The sequence below is a fragment of the Arthrobacter arabinosi genome, from assembly GCF_054511115.1.
The window spans coordinates 640529-659666 of record NZ_JBTNDF010000002.1; the positions used below are offsets into that span (position 1 = coordinate 640529).

The following is a 19138-nucleotide window of genomic DNA, read 5'->3' on the forward strand; positions in this document are numbered from 1 at the left end:
CATCCGTGGGCCGCGAAGGAGGACGGTCGCCGTGACGCGCAAGGAACCCCGTGTAGAAGAGATCGACGAGACGGACATCGAGGTCTCGAAGCGGCCGAAGGACTGGGCGGCCGGCATCCCTGGTGTCTACCACTCCATGAAGCCCGCGATCGAGCACATGGGTGTGAAGCGCACCCTCCAGACCGTCCTCAAGATGAACCACAAGGACGGCTTCGACTGCCCGAGCTGCGCCTGGCCCGATCCGGGCAAGCGCAAGACCTTCGAGTTCTGCGAGAACGGCGCCAAGGCCGTCACCTGGGAAGCGGCGCCCGTGGTGATCTCCTCGGACTTCTGGGCCGAGCACTCCATCAGCGACCTCCGGGAGCGCTCCGAGTTCTGGCTGGGCATGCAGGGGCGTCTCGTGGAGCCCGTGTACAAGCCGGCGGGAGAGGACCACTACCGGCCGGTGAGCTGGGACGAGGCGTTCGAGATCGTCGGCAACAAGCTGAAGAGCCTCGACAGCCCGGACGAGGCCGCGTTCTACACGAGCGGCCGCACCTCGAACGAAGCGGCGTTCCTGTACCAGCTCTTCGTCCGCGGCTTCGGCACCAACAACCTGCCCGACTGCTCGAACATGTGCCACGAGTCCTCCGGCTGGGCCATGGGACAGACCATCGGCATCGGCAAGGCGACGGTCACGTTCGACGACTACGCCGACGCCGACCTCATCATCGTCATGGGCCAGAACCCGGGTACGAACCACCCCCGCATGCTCACCGAGCTGGAGGCGTGCAAGGAGTCCGGCGGGCAGATCGTCTCCGTGAACCCGATGCCGGAGGCGGGCCTCAAGCGCTACAAGAACCCGCAGAAGGTCAAGGGCGTCGCGGGCAAGGGCACCGAGATCTCCGACCAGTTCCTGCAGGTCAGGCTGGGCGGCGACATGGCCCTCCTGCAGGCCGTGTCCAAGCGCGTGTTCGAGGCCGAGGCGAAGAACCCGGGCACGGTCCTGGACCACGCGTTCCTCGAGGAGCACTGCGAAGGCCTCGACGAGCTGCGCGACTACCTGATGAAGCTCGACGACGCCACGGTCCTCGAGGCCACGGGCCTGCGGATCGAGGAGATCGACGAGCTCGCTGCCCGCTACCTCGCCGCGGACAAGGTCATCATCACCTGGGCGATGGGCATCACGCAGCAGAAGAAGGGCGTCGCCACGATCAAGGAGATCATCAACCTCCTGCTGCTCCGCGGCAACATCGGCAAGCCCGGCGCCGGCGCCTCCCCCATCCGCGGCCACAGCAACGTCCAGGGCGACCGCACCATGGGCATCTGGGAGCAGATGCCCCAGACCTTCATGGACTCCCTCGGCAAGGAGTTCGGCTTCGAACCGCCCCAGGAGCACGGCGTCGACGCCGTGGAGTCCATCCGGCGCATGCGCGACGGCGACGTCAAGGTGCTCGTGGCGCTCGGCGGCAACCTCGTCTCGGCGATCTCCGACACCCAGGTGGCCGAGAAGGCCTTCGAGAACACCGACATGACGGTGCAGATCTCCATCAAGCTCAACCGCTCGCACCTCATCACCGGCGAGGAGGCGCTCATCCTCCCCTGCAAGGGGCGTACGGAGATCGACCGCCAGGCGACCGGCGAGCAGTTCGTCTCCGTCGAGGACACCGTGTGCGCGGTGCACCCCTCCTGGGGCAGTGTCGAGCCCGTCTCCGACAACCTGCTCTCCGAACCGGCGATCATCAGCCGGCTCGCCCGCGCCACGATCGACGGCAGGATCGACGCCGACTGGGAGGGCTTCGAGAAGGACTACGACCTCATCCGCGAGCACATCGCCCATGTGGTCGAGGGCTGCGAGGACTACAACACGAAGATCCGCCAGAAGGGCGGCTTCATCATGGCGAACGGGCCGCGGGACTCCCGGACGTTCAACACGCCCACGGGCAAGGCCGTCCTCACCGTGAACGACCTCGAGTACCTCGAGCGCCCCGAGGGCACGCTGATCCTGCAGTCGCTGCGCTCCCACGACCAGTGGAACACCACCATCTACGGCCACAACGACCGCTACCGCGGTATCAAGAAGGGCCGCCACGTGGTGTTCATGAACCCCGAGGACATCGTGGACCTGGGCCTGGCGGACGGCCAGAACGTGGACGTCCACGGCGTGTACGACGACGGCGTGCAGCGCGTACTCCGCGCCTTCCGTGTGGTCTCGTACCCGACGGCACGTGGCTGCGCAGCTGCGTACTACCCGGAGGCGAACGTGCTGGTCCCGCTCGACGAGGTCGCGGAAGGCAGCAACACGCCGACCTCGAAGCAGATCATCGTGCGGTTCGAGCCGAGCAACCACACGGCACCCGAGGCGCATGATTCCATGGCGACCGTGCGGGTGCCCGAGGCGGAGCCGGACGGCTTCCCGACCAACGGCACGACCACGCCGGCGCAGAAGGCGGAAGCAGCGAACGCCTGAGGGCACCCCGCGGATAGACTGCTCCGGTCGTGACGACCGGGAGGAGTGGGGACCGTGGAGAAGCAGCCGGACACGCAGCGGACCGACCGGCACCGGGAGCCGCAGGCCGGGCACCCGGCAGGGCAGCCCGGCGCGCAGGCCCAGCAGCGCCGCGTCATCCGCGTCCTCGTGGCCGCCCAGATCCTGGGCGGCCTCGGGGCGGGCGCGACACTCTCCCTCGGCGCGCTGCTCGCCGCTGAGACCTCCGGCTCGAGCGCGTGGTCCGGGATGGCTGCCACCATGGCCACGCTGGGCGCAGCCGCGGCAGCCGTGCCCCTCGCATCGCTCGCCCAGCGCAGGGGACGCCGGATCTCCCTGGCCACGGGCGCCGTCGTGTCCGGCATCGGCGCGGTGCTGGCGATCATCGCGGCATCGCTCTCCGCGTTCCCCCTGCTGCTCCTCGCGCTCGCGCTCCTGGGCGTGGGCTCCGCGACAGGGCTCCAGGCCCGGTTCGCGGCCACCGACCTCGCCTCCGAGGAGACGCGCGGGCGCAGCCTCGCCGTCGTCGTCTGGTCGACCACTGTCGGGGCGGTGCTGGGCCCCAATCTCTTCGGACCCGGCGCGGCCGTCGCCCTGGTGCTGGGCATCCCCCCACTCAGTGGCGGCTTCGTCTTCTCCGCGGCGGCGCAGGCGGGCGCCGCGGCCGTCTATGCGCTCGGGCTCCGGCCGGACCCCCTCCTGACCGCCCTCGCCCGGCAGGCGGATGCCCGGCCCGCCGGCAGCGTGACCCCCGAACGCCGGCGAGGGCTCCGCATCCTGGCCGACAATCCCGCAGCCCGCTTCGCCGTCGTGACCATCGCGGTGAGCCACGCCGCCATGGTCTCGCTCATGTCCATGACCCCGGTGCACCTCCACGACCACGGCGCCGGCCTGTCCGTCGTCGGTCTGACCATCAGCCTGCACGTCGCCGGAATGTACGCCCTGTCGCCCGTGTTCGGGTGGATCGCGGATCGTTCCGGGACGACGCAGGGGATCCTCTGCGGGCAGGTCCTCCTGCTCCTTGCGCTCGTCACGGCATGGCGTGGATCCGGGTCCGAGGCGTGGGTGACCGCGAGTCTGGTGCTGCTCGGCCTCGGCTGGTCGGCGTGCGTGATATCGGCGTCGGCGCTGCTGGCCGGCGCGGTGGACGCCTCGGAACGGGCGCCCGTCCAGGGCTTCTCCGACCTCGTGATGAACGGTGCGGGCGCCCTGGGCGGAGCCCTCGCGGGCCCCACCCTCGTGCTGCTCGGCTATGCGGGCCTCGGCCTCGCCGCCGCTGCGGTCGTCGCCGTCGTCATGGCATGGACGCTCGCACGCCTCGCGTCGAAGCGGAGCGGCGAATCCGCGGCCCAGTGACGCGTCACTGGGCCGAGCCGGTCCAGCCTGCCTGCTCGTTCGTCTGCTCGTCCTTCTCGATGACGGTCAGGACGGTCTTCACGGCCTTCTCGATGGCGGCGTCGGTCTCGGCCCGACCCCTGGTGGTGACGGTGCCCGCGGCATAACCGACCATGAAGGCGCTGATCACACCGGCGTCCGCGGACAGCAGGTGCGTGGTCCGTGCTGCGAGCTCCAGGATCCTCGAGTGGTCCAGTTCGAGGTCGAGGACCTGCAGGGCCTGGCCGAGGGTGCGGCTCCAGTCGTTCAGGGTGCGCTCTGCGTCGTCGGGCGTTGCCATGGTGTCTCCTCGGTCGGGGGCTGTCATTGCTGCCGACGGCGATCGACGGCTCCTACCAAGCTCTACCACCGGGAGGGCCCTCGTTCAACGCCGACGCCTCGCTCTCCGCCGTTCCTTGACTTCATCCGCCGCCGGGGATGTACTTTCCTGACGACCTGGTGACACGATTCACCAATCGCCCTGTTCAGGACCACCTCGACGGAGAGGAACCTCCCCGCATGACCATCCCCCACTCTACCCGGACCGGGCGTACGCGCCTGGCCGCGGCCCTCGGAGCCACCGTGCTCCTGGCCAGCAGCACGGGAGTCGCCGCTGTCGCAGCGCCGTCACCGGCACCGGCACCGGCAGGTACGACGCCGGTCGCCACCCAGAAGGCTACCCCGGTGTCGGCCCCCGACTTCGGCCCCAACGTGACCATCTTCGACCCGAGCATGCCCGTCAGCGAGATCCAGGCCGCGGTGGACGCCGTCAACGCCCGGCAGATCGACAACGAGATGGGCACCGAGCGCGAAGCCCTCCTCTTCCTGCCGGGAACCTATGGCACGGACGCCGAACCCCTGCAGTTCAAGGTCGGCTACTACACGGAGGTCGCCGGCCTCGGCGCCTCCCCCTCGGATGTGACCATCAACGGCAAGATCGAGGTCTACAACCGCTGCCTCGAGGACAACGGCACCGGCAACTGCATCGCGCTGAACAACTTCTGGCGCACGCTCTCGAACCTCACGCTCGAGATCAACGGCGCGGGCCAGGACGGCTGCCGCTCGACGGCGAACTTCTGGGCCGTGTCCCAGGCCGTCTCGCTCCGGCGCGTCGACGTCACCGGTGGCACGCTCTCGCTGATGGACTACTGCACCGCCGGCCCCCAGTACGCTAGTGGCGGCTACCTCGCCGACTCGAAGGCCGGCGACATCGTCAACGGGTCCCAGCAGCAGTGGTTCACCCGCAACGCGGAGATCGGCAGCTGGTCCAACGGCGTCTGGAACGCGGTGTTCTCGGGGACCGAGGGCGCCCCCACGGACGAGTCCTTCCCCACTCCCCCGTACACGACGCTCGACCGGACCCCGGTCAGCCGCGAGAAGCCATTCCTCTTCGCGGACGCTGCCGGGTCCTACAGCGTGCGCGTGCCCTCCGCCCAGACCGAGTCGCGCGGCATCTCGTGGGGTGACGGCCCGACGGCCGGGCGCACCGTCCCGCTGTCCGAGTTCTTTGTCGCACGGCCGGGCGATTCCGTCCAGGCCATCAACAACGCGCTCGCCCGCGGCCAGCACCTCCTCCTCACCCCGGGCGTCTACGACATCGCCCAGACCATCGCGGTCAAGCGCGCCGACACGGTGGTCCTCGGCCTCGGCCACGCGACCCTCACCGCCGTGAACGGAGCCACGCCGATGCGCGTCGCGGACGTGCCCGGCGTCGTCATCGCCGGCGTCACGATCGACGGCGGCACCGTGAACTCCCCCGTCCTGCTGCAGGTGGGCACGAAGAACGGCAACAGCGGCGCGAAGCACAGCGACCCGGCGAACCCGACGACGCTGAGCGACGTCTACTTCAGGATCGGCGGCCCGCACGTGGGCAAGGCCGACGTCAGCCTCGAGATCAACAGCGACCACGTGCTGATCGACCACACCTGGGTGTGGCGGGCGGACCACGGCAACGACGGCGCATTCGGCTGGGACGTCAGCACCGGGCGGAACGGCGTGATCGTCAACGGTGACGACGTCACCGCGACGGGCCTCTTCGTGGAGCACTACCAGGAGTACAACGTCATCTGGAACGGTGAGAGGGGCCGCACGGTCTTCTTCCAGAACGAGCTGCCGTACGACCCGCCCAACCAGGAGGCCTGGCAGCACGACGGCGTCCTCGGCTGGGCCGGCTACAAGGTGGCCGACGACGTCGAGGACCACACCCTGTGGGGCGGCGGATCGTACGTCTTCACGAACGTGGACCCGAGCATCCACGCCACCCGCGGCTTCGAGGTGCCGGAGACCCCCGGCGTGGTGCTCAACCACCTCCTGACCGTGAACCTGGGTGCGGGCACGATCGACCACGTCGTGAACAACACCGGCGCCCCCGTGAGCAATGCGAACACCGGGACGCCGAGCTACGTGGTGCGGTACCCCGCTCCGTAGCGGACCGGTAGGGAACGAGCAGAAACAGGAAGGGCCGGAGCAGTTCACACCGCTCCGGCCCTTCCCGTCGTACGCGAGGATCGGACCTGGCCTGGGCCCCATGCCCGGCCCGGCGGTGCACCCAGGTCGGGTTCCCCACGTGGGTGCACCGCATCAGGTTCGCGCGCGGGCTGGTTCAGACCGGAGGGCAGTCAGCCCGACTCCCGCTCCACGAGCCGCAGACCATCCCCCGGATGCTCGGGCTTCACCGGGGACCCGTCGAGATCCGCCAGGACCAGGGCCGCGAGGTAGCGTGCCTGCATCTCGATGGACTGTGCGACGGTCGTGAGCGGAGGCGCCGCCAGCGCCGCAGCCGGGACGTCGTCGACCCCCACCACCGCCATGTCCTCGGGGCAGGCCAGTCCCTCGGCGCGCAGTCCGGCGAGCACGGCGAGCGCGACGTCGTCGTTGTAGGCGGTGATACCGGTGACGCCCTGATCCCGCCAGGCCCGGACCGCGGCCGCCGCAGCGGAGACGTCGAGCGCGACCGGGTGGACGAGCGGCTCCGGAAGGCCGAGGTCCGCGCAGGCACGCTGCACGCCGAGCAGGCGATCCCTCGCGAAGTCCTCGATCCGGGGATCGGTGGGCCATGCGTAGCCCAGGCGCGAAACACCGCGCGCGGCGAGGCGCCGGGCCTGCAGGGCGCCGATCGCGAGCTGGGTCTCCGACGGAAGGGCCCGGTCCCGCTGATGCTCCTCGCCGAGGGTCCCCAGCACCTGGATCCCGGCCTGCCGCATCATCAGGAGGTCCTCGTCGGCGAAGGGGGCGAAGCCGATCACCGCACGCGGGGTGACGGCACGCCACAGCTCGGCGAGCGGGCGGGTACGGCGCCCGTGGTGCACGAGGACCGACAGACCGCGGCCGGACAGCTCGTCGGCCAGTCCGTCCAGCAGCGTCTCGATCACCGGTCCCACCGGCCAGTCGGGCAGGATGCACAGCACCAGGTCGCTGCGACCGGTACGCAGGGCGCGGGCGGCGGCCGACGGCGCGTAGCCGAGACGGACCGCGGTCTCGCGGACGCGGCGCCGGGTCTCCTCGGAGATCGTGACACCCTCCCGGCCGGTCAGGACGTAGCTGACGGTCGTCCGCGAGACACCACTCTCGCGGGCCACGTCAGCGCTCGTGATCCCGGCCACCGCTCCCCCTTCCAGCCCCCGACTCCTGCCTGCCAGTGTAGGCGGGGCCCTGCTCCACCCCGCTGCCGGACCGCACGGCCCGCGGCGTCCGCCCGGACCACCGGCGGACGCAGCGCGTGAGCGCGGACTGCTCGGACAGCCCCACCAGCGCCGCGACCTGCTGCAGCGGCAGGTCCGTCCGGGTGAGCAGCCGCAGCGCCGCGTCTCGGCGGGCGTCGTCGAGCAGGGCTTCGAAGGACGTCCCCTCGGCGGCGAGCCGCCGCTGGAGGGTCCGCGCGTGCATGCCGAGGAGCTTCGCGGCGGAGTCGATGCGCGGTGGCGACGTGCCGAGCATGCGATCGATCGCGTTGCGGACCTGGGGCGCGACCACACGTCCCGGCTCGGGGAAGCGGCTGCGCAGGTAATCGAGCGCGATCTCCCGCAACGTGCCGTCCACACCGGCGAGCGGACGGTCCAGCAGGCTCCTCGGCACACGCAGGAGGGATGCCCCCTGGCCGAACCGCACCTCCGCCCCGAAGAACTCCGTGTAGCGGGCGGCGGGCGCCCTCGGTACGTGGGAGAGGTGGACGGAGTGCAGGCCGTAGGGCCCGTCCACCAGGAAGCGGAGCATACGGTGCGAGAAGGCGAGGATCGCGTCGGTGGCCTGGCGCGGAGGGGCGCCCTCGGCGGAGCCGTAGCAGAGGCCCACCTCCCCGGGCCGCCCCTCCGGGTCCGCGACGATGGTGAACCGCAGCACCGGGCTGTGGAGGAACAGGAACTGGGAGGCGCACTCCAGGGCCGCGCCGACGGTCGGCGAGTTCTGGATGGCCACCGCGAGCGGGCCGAGGATGCCGATGTCCTGGTACTCCGAGATGCGCAGGCCGAGGTCCGGACAGGGCAGGGCGCGGGCAGCGCCCTCGAGGAGCTTCGCCATGGCGATGTCGGAGACGAGGACGTCGTCGCTGTCGATCGCCTCCAGCGGCACGCGGTACTGCGCCGCGAGTGCCGCGGGATCCCCCCCGAACTGCTCGACGACGTCGCGGAAGCCGCGCATGCCGGCGGATCGGATGACGGAGCCCATGTCGTCCAAGGGTAAATAGCTGTCGCGTGAAGTCAAGTACACGGGCGGGTTCGCCGCAAGAATGGGAAGCATGGAAACCCGTACCGAACATCTCGACGTCGTCATCGTGGGCGCAGGCCTCTCCGGCATCGGCGCCGCCTACCGGGTCTCGACGGAGCTGCCGGGCAAGAGCTTCGCCGTCCTCGAGGCACGCAGTGCCATCGGCGGCACGTGGGACCTCTTCCGCTACCCGGGCGTGCGCTCCGACAGCGACATGTTCACACTCGGCTACCCGTTCCGCCCGTGGACCGAGGCCAAGGCGATCGCCGACGGCTCGTCCATCCTCACGTACATCCGCGACACCGCGGAGGAGCCCCGCATCCGGGACAGCATCCGGTTCCACACCCGACTCGTCAGCGCCGTCTGGTCCTCGGAGGACGCCCGGTGGACCCTCGAACTGGATGTCACGGACGACGACGCCGGGTCTACCCCCGAGCGCCGCCGGCTCACGTGCGGATTCCTCTACCTCTGCAGTGGGTACTACGACTACGACCACGGATACGAGCCGACCTTCCCCGGCCTCGACGCGTTCGAGGGTGAGATCGCCCGCCCCCAGTTCTGGCCGGAGGACCTGGACTACACGGGCAAGCGCGTCGTCGTGATCGGCAGCGGCGCCACCGCTGTCACCCTGGTGCCGTCCATGGCGAAGGACGCCGCCCACGTGACCATGCTGCAGCGCTCCCCCACCTACATCACGGCCGTGCCGAGCCGCGACAGGTTCTCCGACGCCGCCCGCCGCCACCTGCCCGCAGGTATCGCCCACCATGTGGCCCGTGCCAAGAACGTGCTGTTCACGCAGGCGTTCTACCAGCTGTGCCGCCGCCGCCCGGAGCTCGCCAAGAAGCTCATCCGCACCCAGACCGCGCGGATCCTCGGCGACGAGAAGACGGTCGCCGAGAACTTCACGCCCGCCTACAACCCCTGGGACCAGCGCCTGTGCGTCGCCCCCAGCGCGGACCTGTTCAGGGCGATGAAGCAGGGCACGGCGTCGGTGGTCACCGACACCATCGACACGTTCACCCCGCACGGCATCCGCCTGGCGTCCGGGCAGGAACTCGCGGCCGACGTCGTGGTCACCGCCACCGGGCTCTCGATGCTGCCCCTCGGCGGCGCGACCTTCACCGTCGACGGCGCCCCGGTGAACCTCGGCGACTCCTGGGTGTACCGGGGGCTGATGGTCAGCGGCGTCCCCAACCTCGCCCTGTGCGTCGGCTACACGAACGCCTCGTGGACACTGCGGGCGGACCTCAGCTCCCGGTACGTCTGCCGCCTCATCCGGTACATGGACCGCCACGGGCACCGCTCCGGGGCGCCCGCCGTCGACGGCCCCATGAAGGCGCGCCCCATCCTGGATCTGACCTCCGGGTACGTCCAGCGCGCCGTCTCGGCGTTCCCCAAGCAGGGCGACCGGCAACCGTGGACCATGCGGCAGAACTACCTGCTCGACGCCCCCACCGCCCTGCACGGCAACCTCGCGAAGAGCATGGTCTTCGACGCGCCCACCCCACCCGCCACCCCCGCCCCCGACCTCCAGGAGATCCACGCGTGAGCATCCAACCCTTCCAGTTCGCCGGGTCCACCGCCGTCGTCACCGGCGCAGCCGGAGGCATGGGCGAGCACCTCGCCCGTGGCCTCGCCGAGCGCGGCAGCACCCTGCTGCTCGTCGACCGGGACACGGACCGCCTCGAGGCCGTCGCCGCATCGATCCGCTCCACCTACCCGGACAGCAGCGTCACGACATTCACCGCCGACCTCGCGGACCGCGACGCCGTCGAACGCCTCGCCACCGACCTGCTCGCCGCGACCGACCGCGTGGACCTGCTCGTCAACAACGCCGGCGTGGCCCTCGCGGGCCGCTTCGACCAGATCAGCATGGACGACTTCGACTGGGTCATGGCCATCAACTTCACCGCACCCGTGCTGCTCACGCACCGGCTCCTCCCGCGGATCGCACCCGGCGGGCACATCCTGAACGTCTCCAGCCTGTTCGGCCTCGTAGGACCGAGCGGCCAGACCGCCTACTCCGCCAGCAAGTTCGCGCTGCGCGGATTCACGGAGGCCCTCCGCAACGAACTGCTCCCCCGCGGTATCGGCACCACCAGCGTGCACCCCGGCGGTATCCGGACGAACATCGCCCTCAACGCGCGGATCGGCGGGAACCTCGGCGACCGCGACGTCAAGCACGCGAAGGAGGACTTCGACAAGCTCCTCACCTTCCCCGCGGACCGTGCCGCCGAACTCATGCTCGAAGCGGTCAAGACCCGCAAGGCCCGCCTGCTGATCGGGCTCAGCGCGAAACTGCCCGACGTCGTCGCCCGCGTGGCACCCATGTCCTTCGGCACCCTCGAGCGCCGCGCCACGAGCCTCGCCCGCCTCGCGGGGAAGGTACGCCGGTGAACGGCGCCGGGCCCGGCGTCGGGCCCGGCGGCGGCGCGTCCCCGGGGACGACCGCGGCCGGGGGCGACGACGGTTACCTGCGGGTGGACGGCGTCCGGGTCCGCTACCGCGACGCGGGCGCCCGGGAGATGCCGCCCGTCCTGCTGCTGCACGGGATCGGCCGCAGCCTCGAGGACTGGGAGGGGCTCTACGGGCGCCTCGCCCCGGACCACCGGGTGATCAGCGTGGACCTGCCCGGCTTCGGCCTGTCCGAGCGCACGGCCGGCCGGTACACCATGGAGTCGATGGCCCGCTTCGTGATCGCGGCGCTCGACGCCCTCGGGGAGCACCGGCCGCTCCACGTGGTGGGCAACTCGCTCGGTGGTGCCGTCGCGATGAAGATCAGCGCCCTCGAACCCGAGCGCGTGCGGAGCCTGGTGCTCGTGAACAGCGCCGGGTTCGGCAGTGAGGTGACGATCGCGCTGCGCCTGCTCGCCATCCGCCCGCTCGGCCGACGCCTCATGAAGGACAAGTCCCGCAAGGCCGCTTACCGCACGGAGCGGGCCCTGTTCTTCGACAAGCGGTTCGTCACGGAGGAACGGCTCGACCACGCCCAGGAGGTGGGCCGGAACCCGGTGTACGACGACGTGCTGCTCGCCGTCGCGAGCCACCTCGGCACCGTCCGCGGCGTACGCCGTCGCTGGCGGACCGAGCTCCTCCGCACCGTCGCCGCCCAGCACAAGCCCACCCTCGTGGTGTGGGGCGGCGAGGACCGCATCCTGCCGGCGTCGCACCTCCAGCATGCCCGGACCGTGTTCCCGCACGCCGAGGTCCATCTGTTCGAGAAGTGCGGGCACATGCCGCAGATCGAGCGCGAGGAGGAGTTCGATGCCCTCGTCCGGCGGTTCGTCGGCGGGGTCGAGGCGCAGGGGTAGCGCGGCACGGCCCGCTCCCCGGGGCGCTGCCTGCCGCGGAGATCATCGGATCCGCCCACCGGCTGCCCCTCCCCCGCGGGCATCCGCACTCCTGCCCACCGGACGTTCCGACCCGGTGGGCGCACTCGTCCAGAACCGCCGCGCCTCGACCCCTACCGAGCGCGTCGAGCGCATGATGGAATGACGCATGCCCCGCGTCGTCTTCCACACCGCCACCACCCTCAACGGCTTCATCGCCGACGAGCAGAACTCGCTGGAGTGGCTCTTCGCCGTCGAGCCCCCGCCCCCGGAGGAGTACGAGCGCTTCCTCGACACCGTGGGCGTGCTGGTCGAGGGCTCGACGACGTACGAGTGGGTGCTGGCCTTCGAGGGGCTGCTGGACGAGCCGGCGAAGTGGCGTGCCCTGTACGGCGACCGCCCCGCGTTCGTCTTCACCAGCAGGGAGCTGCCGATCCCGGAGGGTGCGGACGTCCGCCTCGTGTCCGGGGACGTCCGGCCGGTCTTCGAGCAGCTGCGCGACGCTGCGGGCGACCGGGATATCTGGGTCGTCGGCGGCGGTGACCTGGCGGGCCAGTTCCTCGCGGCCGGCCTGCTCGACGAGATCCGGATCGCCGTCGCGCCCGTCGCCCTGGCGTCGGGAGCACCGCTGCTGCCGCTCCGGGTCGAATCGGACCGGCTGACGCTGCGGTCGGTCGAGCAGCAGGGGCAGTTCGCCATGCTGACCTACGACGTCGGGGCAGCAACCCGCTGAAGCCGGAGCCGTACGGGCCCGGCCGCGGGCCTCCAGCCGGACCCGGCTACGCCGTCATCCCCGGCCGGCCGGGACGTAGGCCTCCTGCCAGCGTCCGAGTTCCTCGAAGAACTGCGACCGGGCCGGCTCCGGTGCCAGCGCGAGGTCGTGGATGCCGCCCGCGATGCGCACCAGGGTGACGAGCCTGCCGAGCCGTGGCGCCCGCCCGGCGATGTGCGCGACGTCGAGCACGACGTCGGTGGACGAGATGCGCGCGGGCTCCTTCACCGGGTCCGAGGTCGCGTCGGAGCAGGCGACGAACACGGGGCAGTCGATGGCGAGGCCGCGGTTCAGCTCCGCGTGGCCGCGGCGGATGGCGCGCAGCCAGCCCGCGACGACGGGGAACCCGCTGTGGGGCTTCCACGTCAGGTCGTAGTCCCACGCTCCTCCCGACTCGCGGTGCAGGTACCGGCCGTACGCGGAGCCGAGCCTGCCGACGACGACGCGCGGTCGAAGCGTCCCGAGGCGGTGCACGGCAGCGGTGCCGAGGGTGCGCTGGAACCGGCTCGCGTTGAGGTCGAACCAGGGGCTGTTGAGGACGAGGGCGTCCACGATCCCGCGGCCGCGGCGACGGTGCGCCCAGAGGCACGTGACCAGTCCGCCCGTCGAGTGGGCCATGACCACGAGGACGTCATGGCCTTCCTCCTCGCGGATGATGCGCGCTGCCTCGTCGAGTTCCTCGTCGTACGCCTCCAGCGACGTGATGTAGTTCGGCGTCTGGTGCTCCCGGAGGGACCGTCCGTACTTGCGGAGGTCCAGCGCATAGAAGTCGAAGCCTGCCGCCAGCCAGGCGTCGGCAAGGTGGGTCTGGAAGAAGTAGTCCACGAAACCGTGCACGTAGAGTACGGCCCGGCGCGAGCCGGCGGGGAGGGTCCGGCGCACGAGCGTGGCGACGACGTCGCCCTCCTCGTCGGGTCGCAGGGGAAGCGTCCGGACGTCGTAGCCGGCCAGGATGTCCTCGCGGTAGGCGTCCTGCTGTTCTGTATCGGTTGTCATCGTGATCCTCGTCGATCTGTTCCGGCCGGGCGACCGCCGGCGCTGTCCGGGCGGCCGCACCGGGCAGTTCACCCCGGGTCATGTCGCCGTCACCAGTGTGTCACCCGTCACCGATAGGCTGGCGCCACCGCACCATCAACAGGAGCTGATTTCACGTGTCACACTCTTCCACCAGGGGGCATCGCCGCGTCGCGGCGGCCGTCGCCGTCGGCTGCGTCGCAGCACTCGGACTCGCGCCCGCAGCGTCCGCCGCACCCGGCGGAGCTCAGGGTCCCAGGGACTCCACGGCCACCATCACGGTCATGGGCACCAGCGACCTCCACGGTTACATCGAGAACTGGAACTACTTCACCAACGCGGAGTACGACGATGCCGCGCGCAACGACGTCGGGCTCGCCAAGATCTCCACGCTCGTGAACCAGGTCCGTGCGGACCGCGGCGAGGAGTCGACCCTCCTGATCGACAACGGCGACACCATCCAGGGCACGTCCCTGACGGACTACTTCGCCACTGTCGAGCCCGTGACCGAGACCGGCGAGACCCACCCGATGGCCGCCGCGATGAACGCCATGGGGTACGACGCCACGACGCTCGGCAACCACGAGTTCAACTACGGCCTCCCGCTGCTGCGCACGTACGAGGACCAGCTCGACTTCCCGCTGCTCGGCGCGAACGTCAAGGACCGGACCACCGGCCAGGACGCTTTCACCCCGTACATCATCAAGACGGTCACGCTCAAGGGGCAGAAGCCCATCCGGGTCGGCATCCTGGGGCTCACCACGCCCGGCAGCGCCATCTGGGACAGGAACAATGTCGAGGGTGAGCTGCGCTTCGAGGGCATGGTGGAGCAGGCCCGGAAGTACGTCCCCGAGATGAGGTCCGCAGGCGCCGACGTCGTCGTCGTGAGCTCGCACTCCGGCCCCTCCGGCAAGTCCTCCTACGGCACCGCCCTGCCCGTCGAGAACGCTTCCACGCTGATCGCCGAGCAGGTCCCCGGGATCGATGCGATCCTCGCGGGCCACGAGCACCAGGAGATCCCGGAGCGGTTCGTCACCAACCAGCAGACCGGCGAGCAGGTCCTGCTGACCGAACCCAAGAACTGGGGCATGCGGCTCTCGGTGATGGACTTCGAGCTGACGAAGGTGCGCGGCCAGTGGGACGTGACCTCCGCGAACGCCGAACTGCTCAACACCAACACCGTGCCTGCGGACCCGGCCATCTCGGCCATCGCCGCCGGCCAGCACCAGCGCACGATCGACTACGTGAACACCGCCATCGGCACCGCGACGCAGACCATGTCGGCGGCGGATGCGCGCTTCCGCGACACCGCGGTCATGGACTTCGTGAACACGGTCCAGGCCGAGGCCGTGAACAGGGCACTGGACGGCACCCCGAACGCCGACCTGCCCGTCCTCTCGATCGTGGCGCCGTTCAACCGCGCCGCCGTGGTGCCCGAGGGGCCCGTCACCATCCGTGACATGGCCGGCCTCTACGTCTTCCCCAACACCCTCTTCGGTGTCGAGATGACGGGCGCCCAGGTCGAGGACTACCTCGAGTACTCGGCGAAGTACTTCGACCAGACCGCTCCCGGTGCCGCCGTGGACCCGGCAACGCTGACCAACGCGGGGGGCACCCCGGACTACAACTACGACATGATGTCCGGTGTCTCCTACGACATCGACATCAGCAGGCCGGTCGGCCAGCGGATCGTGAACCTCAGCTACAACGGGGCGCCGATCGATCCGGCGCAGCGCTTCGCCGTGGCCACGAACAACTACCGGCAGTCCGGCGGCGGCAACTTCCCGCACATCGCCACGGCTCCGGTGCTCGTGAACCAGACCACGGAGATCCGGCAGCTGCTGATCGACTACCTCATCACCGAGGGCACCATCGACCCGGCCACGTTCTTCGAGGAGAACTGGAAGCTCACCCGCGACGGTGAACCGGTCTTCGACTAGCACTGCAGCCCGGACTCCCGGGACGCACCGCGAACCGAGCAGGACGCGGGCCTTCGGGTCCGCGTCCTGCTGCCGTTCGGAATACATTGGCATCATGAGAATCGACAGGACCACGGACGGGACAGGCGACGCCGGCGTGGGTGCGGGCACAGGCACCGGCGGGGGCGGGACGATCGAGATCACGACGGCGACAGCCGTCGACGCGGCGCAGCTCGCAGCGGTCGCCGCCGTCACCTTCCCCCTGGCCTGCCCGGTCGACTCGCCCCCCGAGGACATCGCCCGACACATCGCGACCCAGCTCTCCGCCGAGCGCTTCGCCGCGTACATCGAATCGCCGCAGCACACCATCCTCTGCCTGCGCGACGGGGGGAGCATCGCGGGCTGGAGCATGGTGGTACTGGATCAGCCCTCGGACCCCGACGTGCTCGCCGCACTCTCGATCTCGCCCACCGTGGAGCTGAGCAAGTTCTACGTCCACCCCGACCAGCACGGTCGCGGTGCGGCCGCGGCCCTGATGCAGCGGACACTCGAACTCGCTGCCGCGTCGGGACTGCCGGGGGTGTGGCTCGGTGTGAACCAGGAGAACGCGCGGGCCCTCCGGTTCTACACGAAGCACGGGTTCCGTCGCGTGGGGACCAAGCGCTTCCAGCTGGGTGATCGCTTCGAGGACGACTTCATCCTGGAACAGTCCCTCCCCGGCGGTCAGGGGTAGCAGGCGCCCCCAGGGGCGGGAGCGCCTGCCACACGCCTGACGGTGACCCGAGAACGCCCGACGCCTAGTCGACGGTGAGCTCGCCCATCAGGCCCCAGCCCTCGGCGGCGATCCGCTCACTGATGATCTCCGGCGTCTTCACGAGCGCCTGTGGCATGTCCTGCATCGCCTGGGAGAAGTGGTCGCTGTTCACGTGTGCCTCCGCCGCGTCGTCCTGGAACGCCTCGACGAGCACGAACTGATCGGGCGTCTCGATGCTGCGGGACCATTCGAACCAGAGGTTCCCCGGTTCCCGGCGCGTCGCCTCCGTGAAGTCCCGCGTCAGGTCGATCCAACGGTCACTCCAGTCGGGCTTCACGGTGAACTTGACGACGATGAAGATCATGGGATGGTGCCTTCCTGATGGATGGTCGGTACCGTCCCAACCTATAAGGTCCTCTGCCGGGGCGCATGTCGCCCGCCCCCCATGTGCAGGAGGAGTTGTCAGATCGCGAGGCTGGGATGCAGCTTCTCCATGGACCACGAGCGGCCACGGTGGGACGCGAAGACCGAGAGCGCCCCTGCGAGGACGAAGAAGACCAGCAGCTGGGCGGCCGCGAGCCAGACGATGCCGAGGTCTCCGCCGGCGATCAGGTGGCGCAGGCCGGTCACCGCGTGGGTCATCGGCAGGAGCGGACTCAGGAACCGGAAGAATCCGGGCTCGGTCGCCACGGGATAGGTTCCGCCTGCGGAGGTGAGCTGCAGCATGAGCAGCACCAGCGCCACGAGCCGACCGACACCGCCGAGCAGCGCAACGAGCGCCTGATGGATCGCTGTGAAGACCAGCGCCGTGAGGATCGTGAAGGCCAGCAGCCCCACGGGATGGGGGGTGGTCAGGCCGACACCTGCTACCAGGATCCCCAGCAGGACCAGTGACTGGAGGACCGCGAAGACGGCGCCCTGCAGGTAGCCGGCGGTGGAGATGCGCCAGGAGGCCGCCGTGGAGGCCAGCGCCCGGGGAGACAGGGCACGCAGGACGATGTACGTGACGATGCCGCCCACCCACAGGGCCAGCGGGATGAAGTAGGGCGCCATACCCTCGCCATACGCATCCACGGCGTTGGCGTGCGTCCGCTCGATAGCCACCGGCGCGGAGGCCACGCCGCTCAGCCGGGCGCGCTGCCCCTCGGTGTAGTCCGGCACCTGCTGCGCACCCTGGTCCAGTTGCTGCGCGAGGTCCTGCGCTCCGCTGGAGAGTCGGCTGAGCCCGCCCTCGAGCGAGCTGGCGCCGTCGTAGGCCTGGCTGGAGCCCTCCGAGAGCGACGCCGCTCCCCCGGAGGCCTCCGCCGCGCCCGTACTGAGCGTGGCCGCTCCGGTGGCGAGCTGCACCGCACCGCCGGAGGCCGACACGATCCCGTCGCGGAGAGCCGGGGTGTTCGCTGCGAGGGTCGCCGTCCCGTCCGAGAGCTGGGTGAGCCCCGCGGAGAGATCGGCGGCGCCCTGCGACACCGACCCCGCGCCGGTGGCCGCTCCCCCGGCGCCCGTGGCGAGATCGGCGGCACCGGCACTGAGCAGGCCTGCGCCCTCGGCCGCACCGGCGGCTCCCGTCGACGCCGCGCGGGCACCGGCGGCGAGGTCACCGGCCGATGCAGCAAGTGTCCCGGCCCCGGACGCGATCTGCTCGCTCCCGGTGGCCGCCGCGTCCGCACCGGCACCGAGCTGCTGGAGGGCGGCGAGCCGCTCGGCGTCGGACAGGGCGGCATAGTCCGCGGTGAGCTGCGCGAGTCCGACGGCGACGGTGCGCGATCCGACCGCTGCCTGCCCGGCCCCGGACTGGAGGTCGGTGGCGCCTGCGGAGAGGGCGTCGGCCCCGTTCCCGACCTGCCCGACGCCGTCCGCGACCTGACGGGTTCCGTCGGCCAGCGTGGTGGCGGAGGCAGAGAGCCTGCCGGCGCCGTCGGCGACGGCCTGCGTCCCGGTGGCGAGCTGGGCAGCACCATCCCTCAGGGTCGCACCGCCCGTGGCGGCCGAGGCCGCACCCTGCGCAAGTTGCCGGGACTGTGGGACCAGACCGGCCGTCGCGGCGTCGAGGCGCCCCAGACCGGCGGCGAGATCACCCACGCCGGCCGAGAGATCGGCAGCGCCTCCGGCCACCTGGGCGGTTCCGGAGGACAGCTTCGTGCTGCCCTCGACGAGGCTGCCGAGGCCGACGACGAGCGAGGCACTCCCCTCGTCGGCGCTGCGTGCGCCGTCGGCGAGCTTCACTGCGCCCTCGCCCGCCTCGGTGAGTTTCCCGTGCAGGGAGGAGAAGCCGAGGTAGATGCTGTCGAGGTAGTCCGCCGTGGCACCCGAGCGCACCTGGCGCTGCAGGCCCGCCGCCACGGTGTTGCCGACCTGGCCCACGATGTAGCTGTCGGCGTCGTTGGTGGTGATGCCGAGCATCGCCTGCGCGGGCTCGTCGCCGCCGACGGACGCGAGGGTGGAGGAGAATTCCGCGGGGATGTCCAGCGACGCCGCGTACGTGCCGTCGTCGAGCCCCCTGTCGGCGTCCTCCCGGCCGACCTCCACCCAGGTGAACCCGGCATCGTCGGAGGAGGTGAGGGTGTCGGTGAGATCGGCGCCGGCGGAGATGGTGCTCGCGGAGCCGTCGGGGCCGGCGGCGGTGGCGGGTTGGTCCTCGTTGACGACGGCGGCCGTGAGGTGCTCGAGGTTCCCCGTGGGATCCCAGTTGGCGGCGAGGTACAGCCCGCCGTACAGCGCGGGGATGACCGCGATGACCAGGAGGGCGGCGCGGGCCTTCAGGGTGATGCGGAAGCGGGAGAGTTCCGTGCGGAGCAGGGAGAACACGGT

At 70.7% G+C, this 19138-nt stretch carries 15 protein-coding genes; 9 read left to right on the forward strand and 6 right to left on the reverse strand.

Going from position 1 to position 19138, the window contains the following annotated elements:
- The first annotated feature begins 31 nt into the window (after positions 1 to 31).
- Positions 32 to 2449 (forward strand): FdhF/YdeP family oxidoreductase, encoded by a 2418-nt coding sequence (locus ACX80P_RS07135; protein WP_459277364.1) that lies wholly within the window; start codon positions 32 to 34, stop codon positions 2447 to 2449.
- A gap of 54 nt (positions 2450 to 2503) precedes the next feature.
- A complete protein-coding gene (locus tag ACX80P_RS07140; RefSeq protein ID WP_459277365.1) occupies positions 2504 to 3823 on the forward strand; it encodes an MFS transporter in 1320 nt (439 codons plus the stop codon).
- Between the two features lie 4 nt (positions 3824 to 3827).
- On the opposite strand, the gene ACX80P_RS07145 is transcribed toward ACX80P_RS07140, so the two are convergent.
- Positions 3828 to 4142 carry a DUF6457 domain-containing protein gene (locus ACX80P_RS07145; protein ID WP_459277366.1) on the reverse strand — a complete coding sequence of 105 codons (315 nt, stop codon included), beginning with the start codon at positions 4140 to 4142 and terminating at the stop codon, positions 3828 to 3830.
- 218 nt (positions 4143 to 4360) lie between these two features.
- Between ACX80P_RS07145 and ACX80P_RS07150 the strand changes: the two genes are divergently transcribed.
- On the forward strand, positions 4361 to 6268 hold the full coding sequence (locus tag ACX80P_RS07150) for a pectate lyase-like domain-containing protein (protein ID WP_459277367.1): 1908 nt from the start codon (positions 4361 to 4363) through the stop codon (positions 6266 to 6268).
- A gap of 191 nt (positions 6269 to 6459) precedes the next feature.
- On the opposite strand, the gene ACX80P_RS07155 is transcribed toward ACX80P_RS07150, so the two are convergent.
- Positions 6460 to 7443 carry a LacI family DNA-binding transcriptional regulator gene (locus ACX80P_RS07155; RefSeq protein ID WP_459277368.1) on the reverse strand — a complete coding sequence of 328 codons (984 nt, stop codon included), beginning with the start codon at positions 7441 to 7443 and terminating at the stop codon, positions 6460 to 6462.
- On the reverse strand, positions 7421 to 8503 hold the full coding sequence (locus ACX80P_RS07160; RefSeq protein WP_459277369.1) for an AraC family transcriptional regulator: 1083 nt from the start codon (positions 8501 to 8503) through the stop codon (positions 7421 to 7423). The genes ACX80P_RS07155 and ACX80P_RS07160 overlap by 23 nt, the downstream gene beginning before the upstream one ends.
- A gap of 70 nt (positions 8504 to 8573) precedes the next feature.
- Between ACX80P_RS07160 and ACX80P_RS07165 the strand changes: the two genes are divergently transcribed.
- From ACX80P_RS07165 to ACX80P_RS07180, 4 genes are all read left to right on the forward strand, one after another.
- Positions 8574 to 10091, forward strand: coding sequence for a flavin-containing monooxygenase (locus tag ACX80P_RS07165; protein ID WP_459277370.1), 1518 nt, complete (start codon positions 8574 to 8576; stop codon positions 10089 to 10091).
- Entirely contained in the window at positions 10088 to 10939 is an 852-nt protein-coding gene (locus ACX80P_RS07170) for an SDR family NAD(P)-dependent oxidoreductase (protein ID WP_459277371.1), read from the forward strand. Before ACX80P_RS07165 ends, ACX80P_RS07170 begins: the two co-directional genes overlap by 4 nt.
- Entirely contained in the window at positions 10936 to 11853 is a 918-nt protein-coding gene (locus ACX80P_RS07175) for an alpha/beta fold hydrolase (RefSeq protein WP_459277372.1), read from the forward strand. Before ACX80P_RS07170 ends, ACX80P_RS07175 begins: the two co-directional genes overlap by 4 nt.
- 187 nt (positions 11854 to 12040) lie before the next feature.
- Entirely contained in the window at positions 12041 to 12604 is a 564-nt protein-coding gene (locus ACX80P_RS07180; protein WP_459277373.1) for a dihydrofolate reductase family protein, read from the forward strand.
- A gap of 54 nt (positions 12605 to 12658) precedes the next feature.
- Here the strand turns inward: ACX80P_RS07180 and ACX80P_RS07185 are convergent, their stop codons facing one another.
- Positions 12659 to 13639: an alpha/beta hydrolase gene (locus tag ACX80P_RS07185; RefSeq protein ID WP_459277374.1), complete on the reverse strand. Its 981-nt coding sequence runs from the start codon at positions 13637 to 13639 to the stop codon at positions 12659 to 12661.
- Positions 13640 to 13794: 155 nt separating this feature from the next.
- Between ACX80P_RS07185 and ACX80P_RS07190 the strand changes: the two genes are divergently transcribed.
- Positions 13795 to 15597 (forward strand): bifunctional metallophosphatase/5'-nucleotidase, encoded by a 1803-nt coding sequence (locus ACX80P_RS07190; protein ID WP_459277375.1) that lies wholly within the window; start codon positions 13795 to 13797, stop codon positions 15595 to 15597.
- Between the two features lie 94 nt (positions 15598 to 15691).
- On the forward strand, positions 15692 to 16309 hold the full coding sequence (locus tag ACX80P_RS07195; protein WP_459277376.1) for a GNAT family N-acetyltransferase: 618 nt from the start codon (positions 15692 to 15694) through the stop codon (positions 16307 to 16309).
- Between the two features lie 64 nt (positions 16310 to 16373).
- Here the strand turns inward: ACX80P_RS07195 and ACX80P_RS07200 are convergent, their stop codons facing one another.
- Both ACX80P_RS07200 and ACX80P_RS07205 read right to left on the reverse strand, forming a co-directional pair.
- Entirely contained in the window at positions 16374 to 16694 is a 321-nt protein-coding gene (locus tag ACX80P_RS07200) for a putative quinol monooxygenase (protein ID WP_459277377.1), read from the reverse strand.
- Positions 16695 to 16792: 98 nt separating this feature from the next.
- A complete protein-coding gene (locus tag ACX80P_RS07205; protein WP_459277378.1) occupies positions 16793 to 19135 on the reverse strand; it encodes a YhgE/Pip family protein in 2343 nt (780 codons plus the stop codon).
- Between the last annotated feature and the right edge of the window lie 3 nt (positions 19136 to 19138).

Coding starts and splice junctions, on each gene's coding strand:
- ACX80P_RS07160 (WP_459277369.1), bottom strand. CDS start 8,503: ATGGGCTCCGTCATCCGATCCGCCGGCATGCGCGGCTTCCGCGACGTC.
- ACX80P_RS07150 (WP_459277367.1), top strand. CDS start 4,361: ATGACCATCCCCCACTCTACCCGGACCGGGCGTACGCGCCTGGCCGCG.
- ACX80P_RS07180 (WP_459277373.1), top strand. CDS start 12,041: ATGCCCCGCGTCGTCTTCCACACCGCCACCACCCTCAACGGCTTCATC.
- ACX80P_RS07185 (WP_459277374.1), bottom strand. CDS start 13,639: ATGACAACCGATACAGAACAGCAGGACGCCTACCGCGAGGACATCCTG.
- ACX80P_RS07165 (WP_459277370.1), top strand. CDS start 8,574: ATGGAAACCCGTACCGAACATCTCGACGTCGTCATCGTGGGCGCAGGC.
- ACX80P_RS07145 (WP_459277366.1), bottom strand. CDS start 4,142: ATGGCAACGCCCGACGACGCAGAGCGCACCCTGAACGACTGGAGCCGC.
- ACX80P_RS07200 (WP_459277377.1), bottom strand. CDS start 16,694: ATGATCTTCATCGTCGTCAAGTTCACCGTGAAGCCCGACTGGAGTGAC.
- ACX80P_RS07195 (WP_459277376.1), top strand. CDS start 15,692: ATGAGAATCGACAGGACCACGGACGGGACAGGCGACGCCGGCGTGGGT.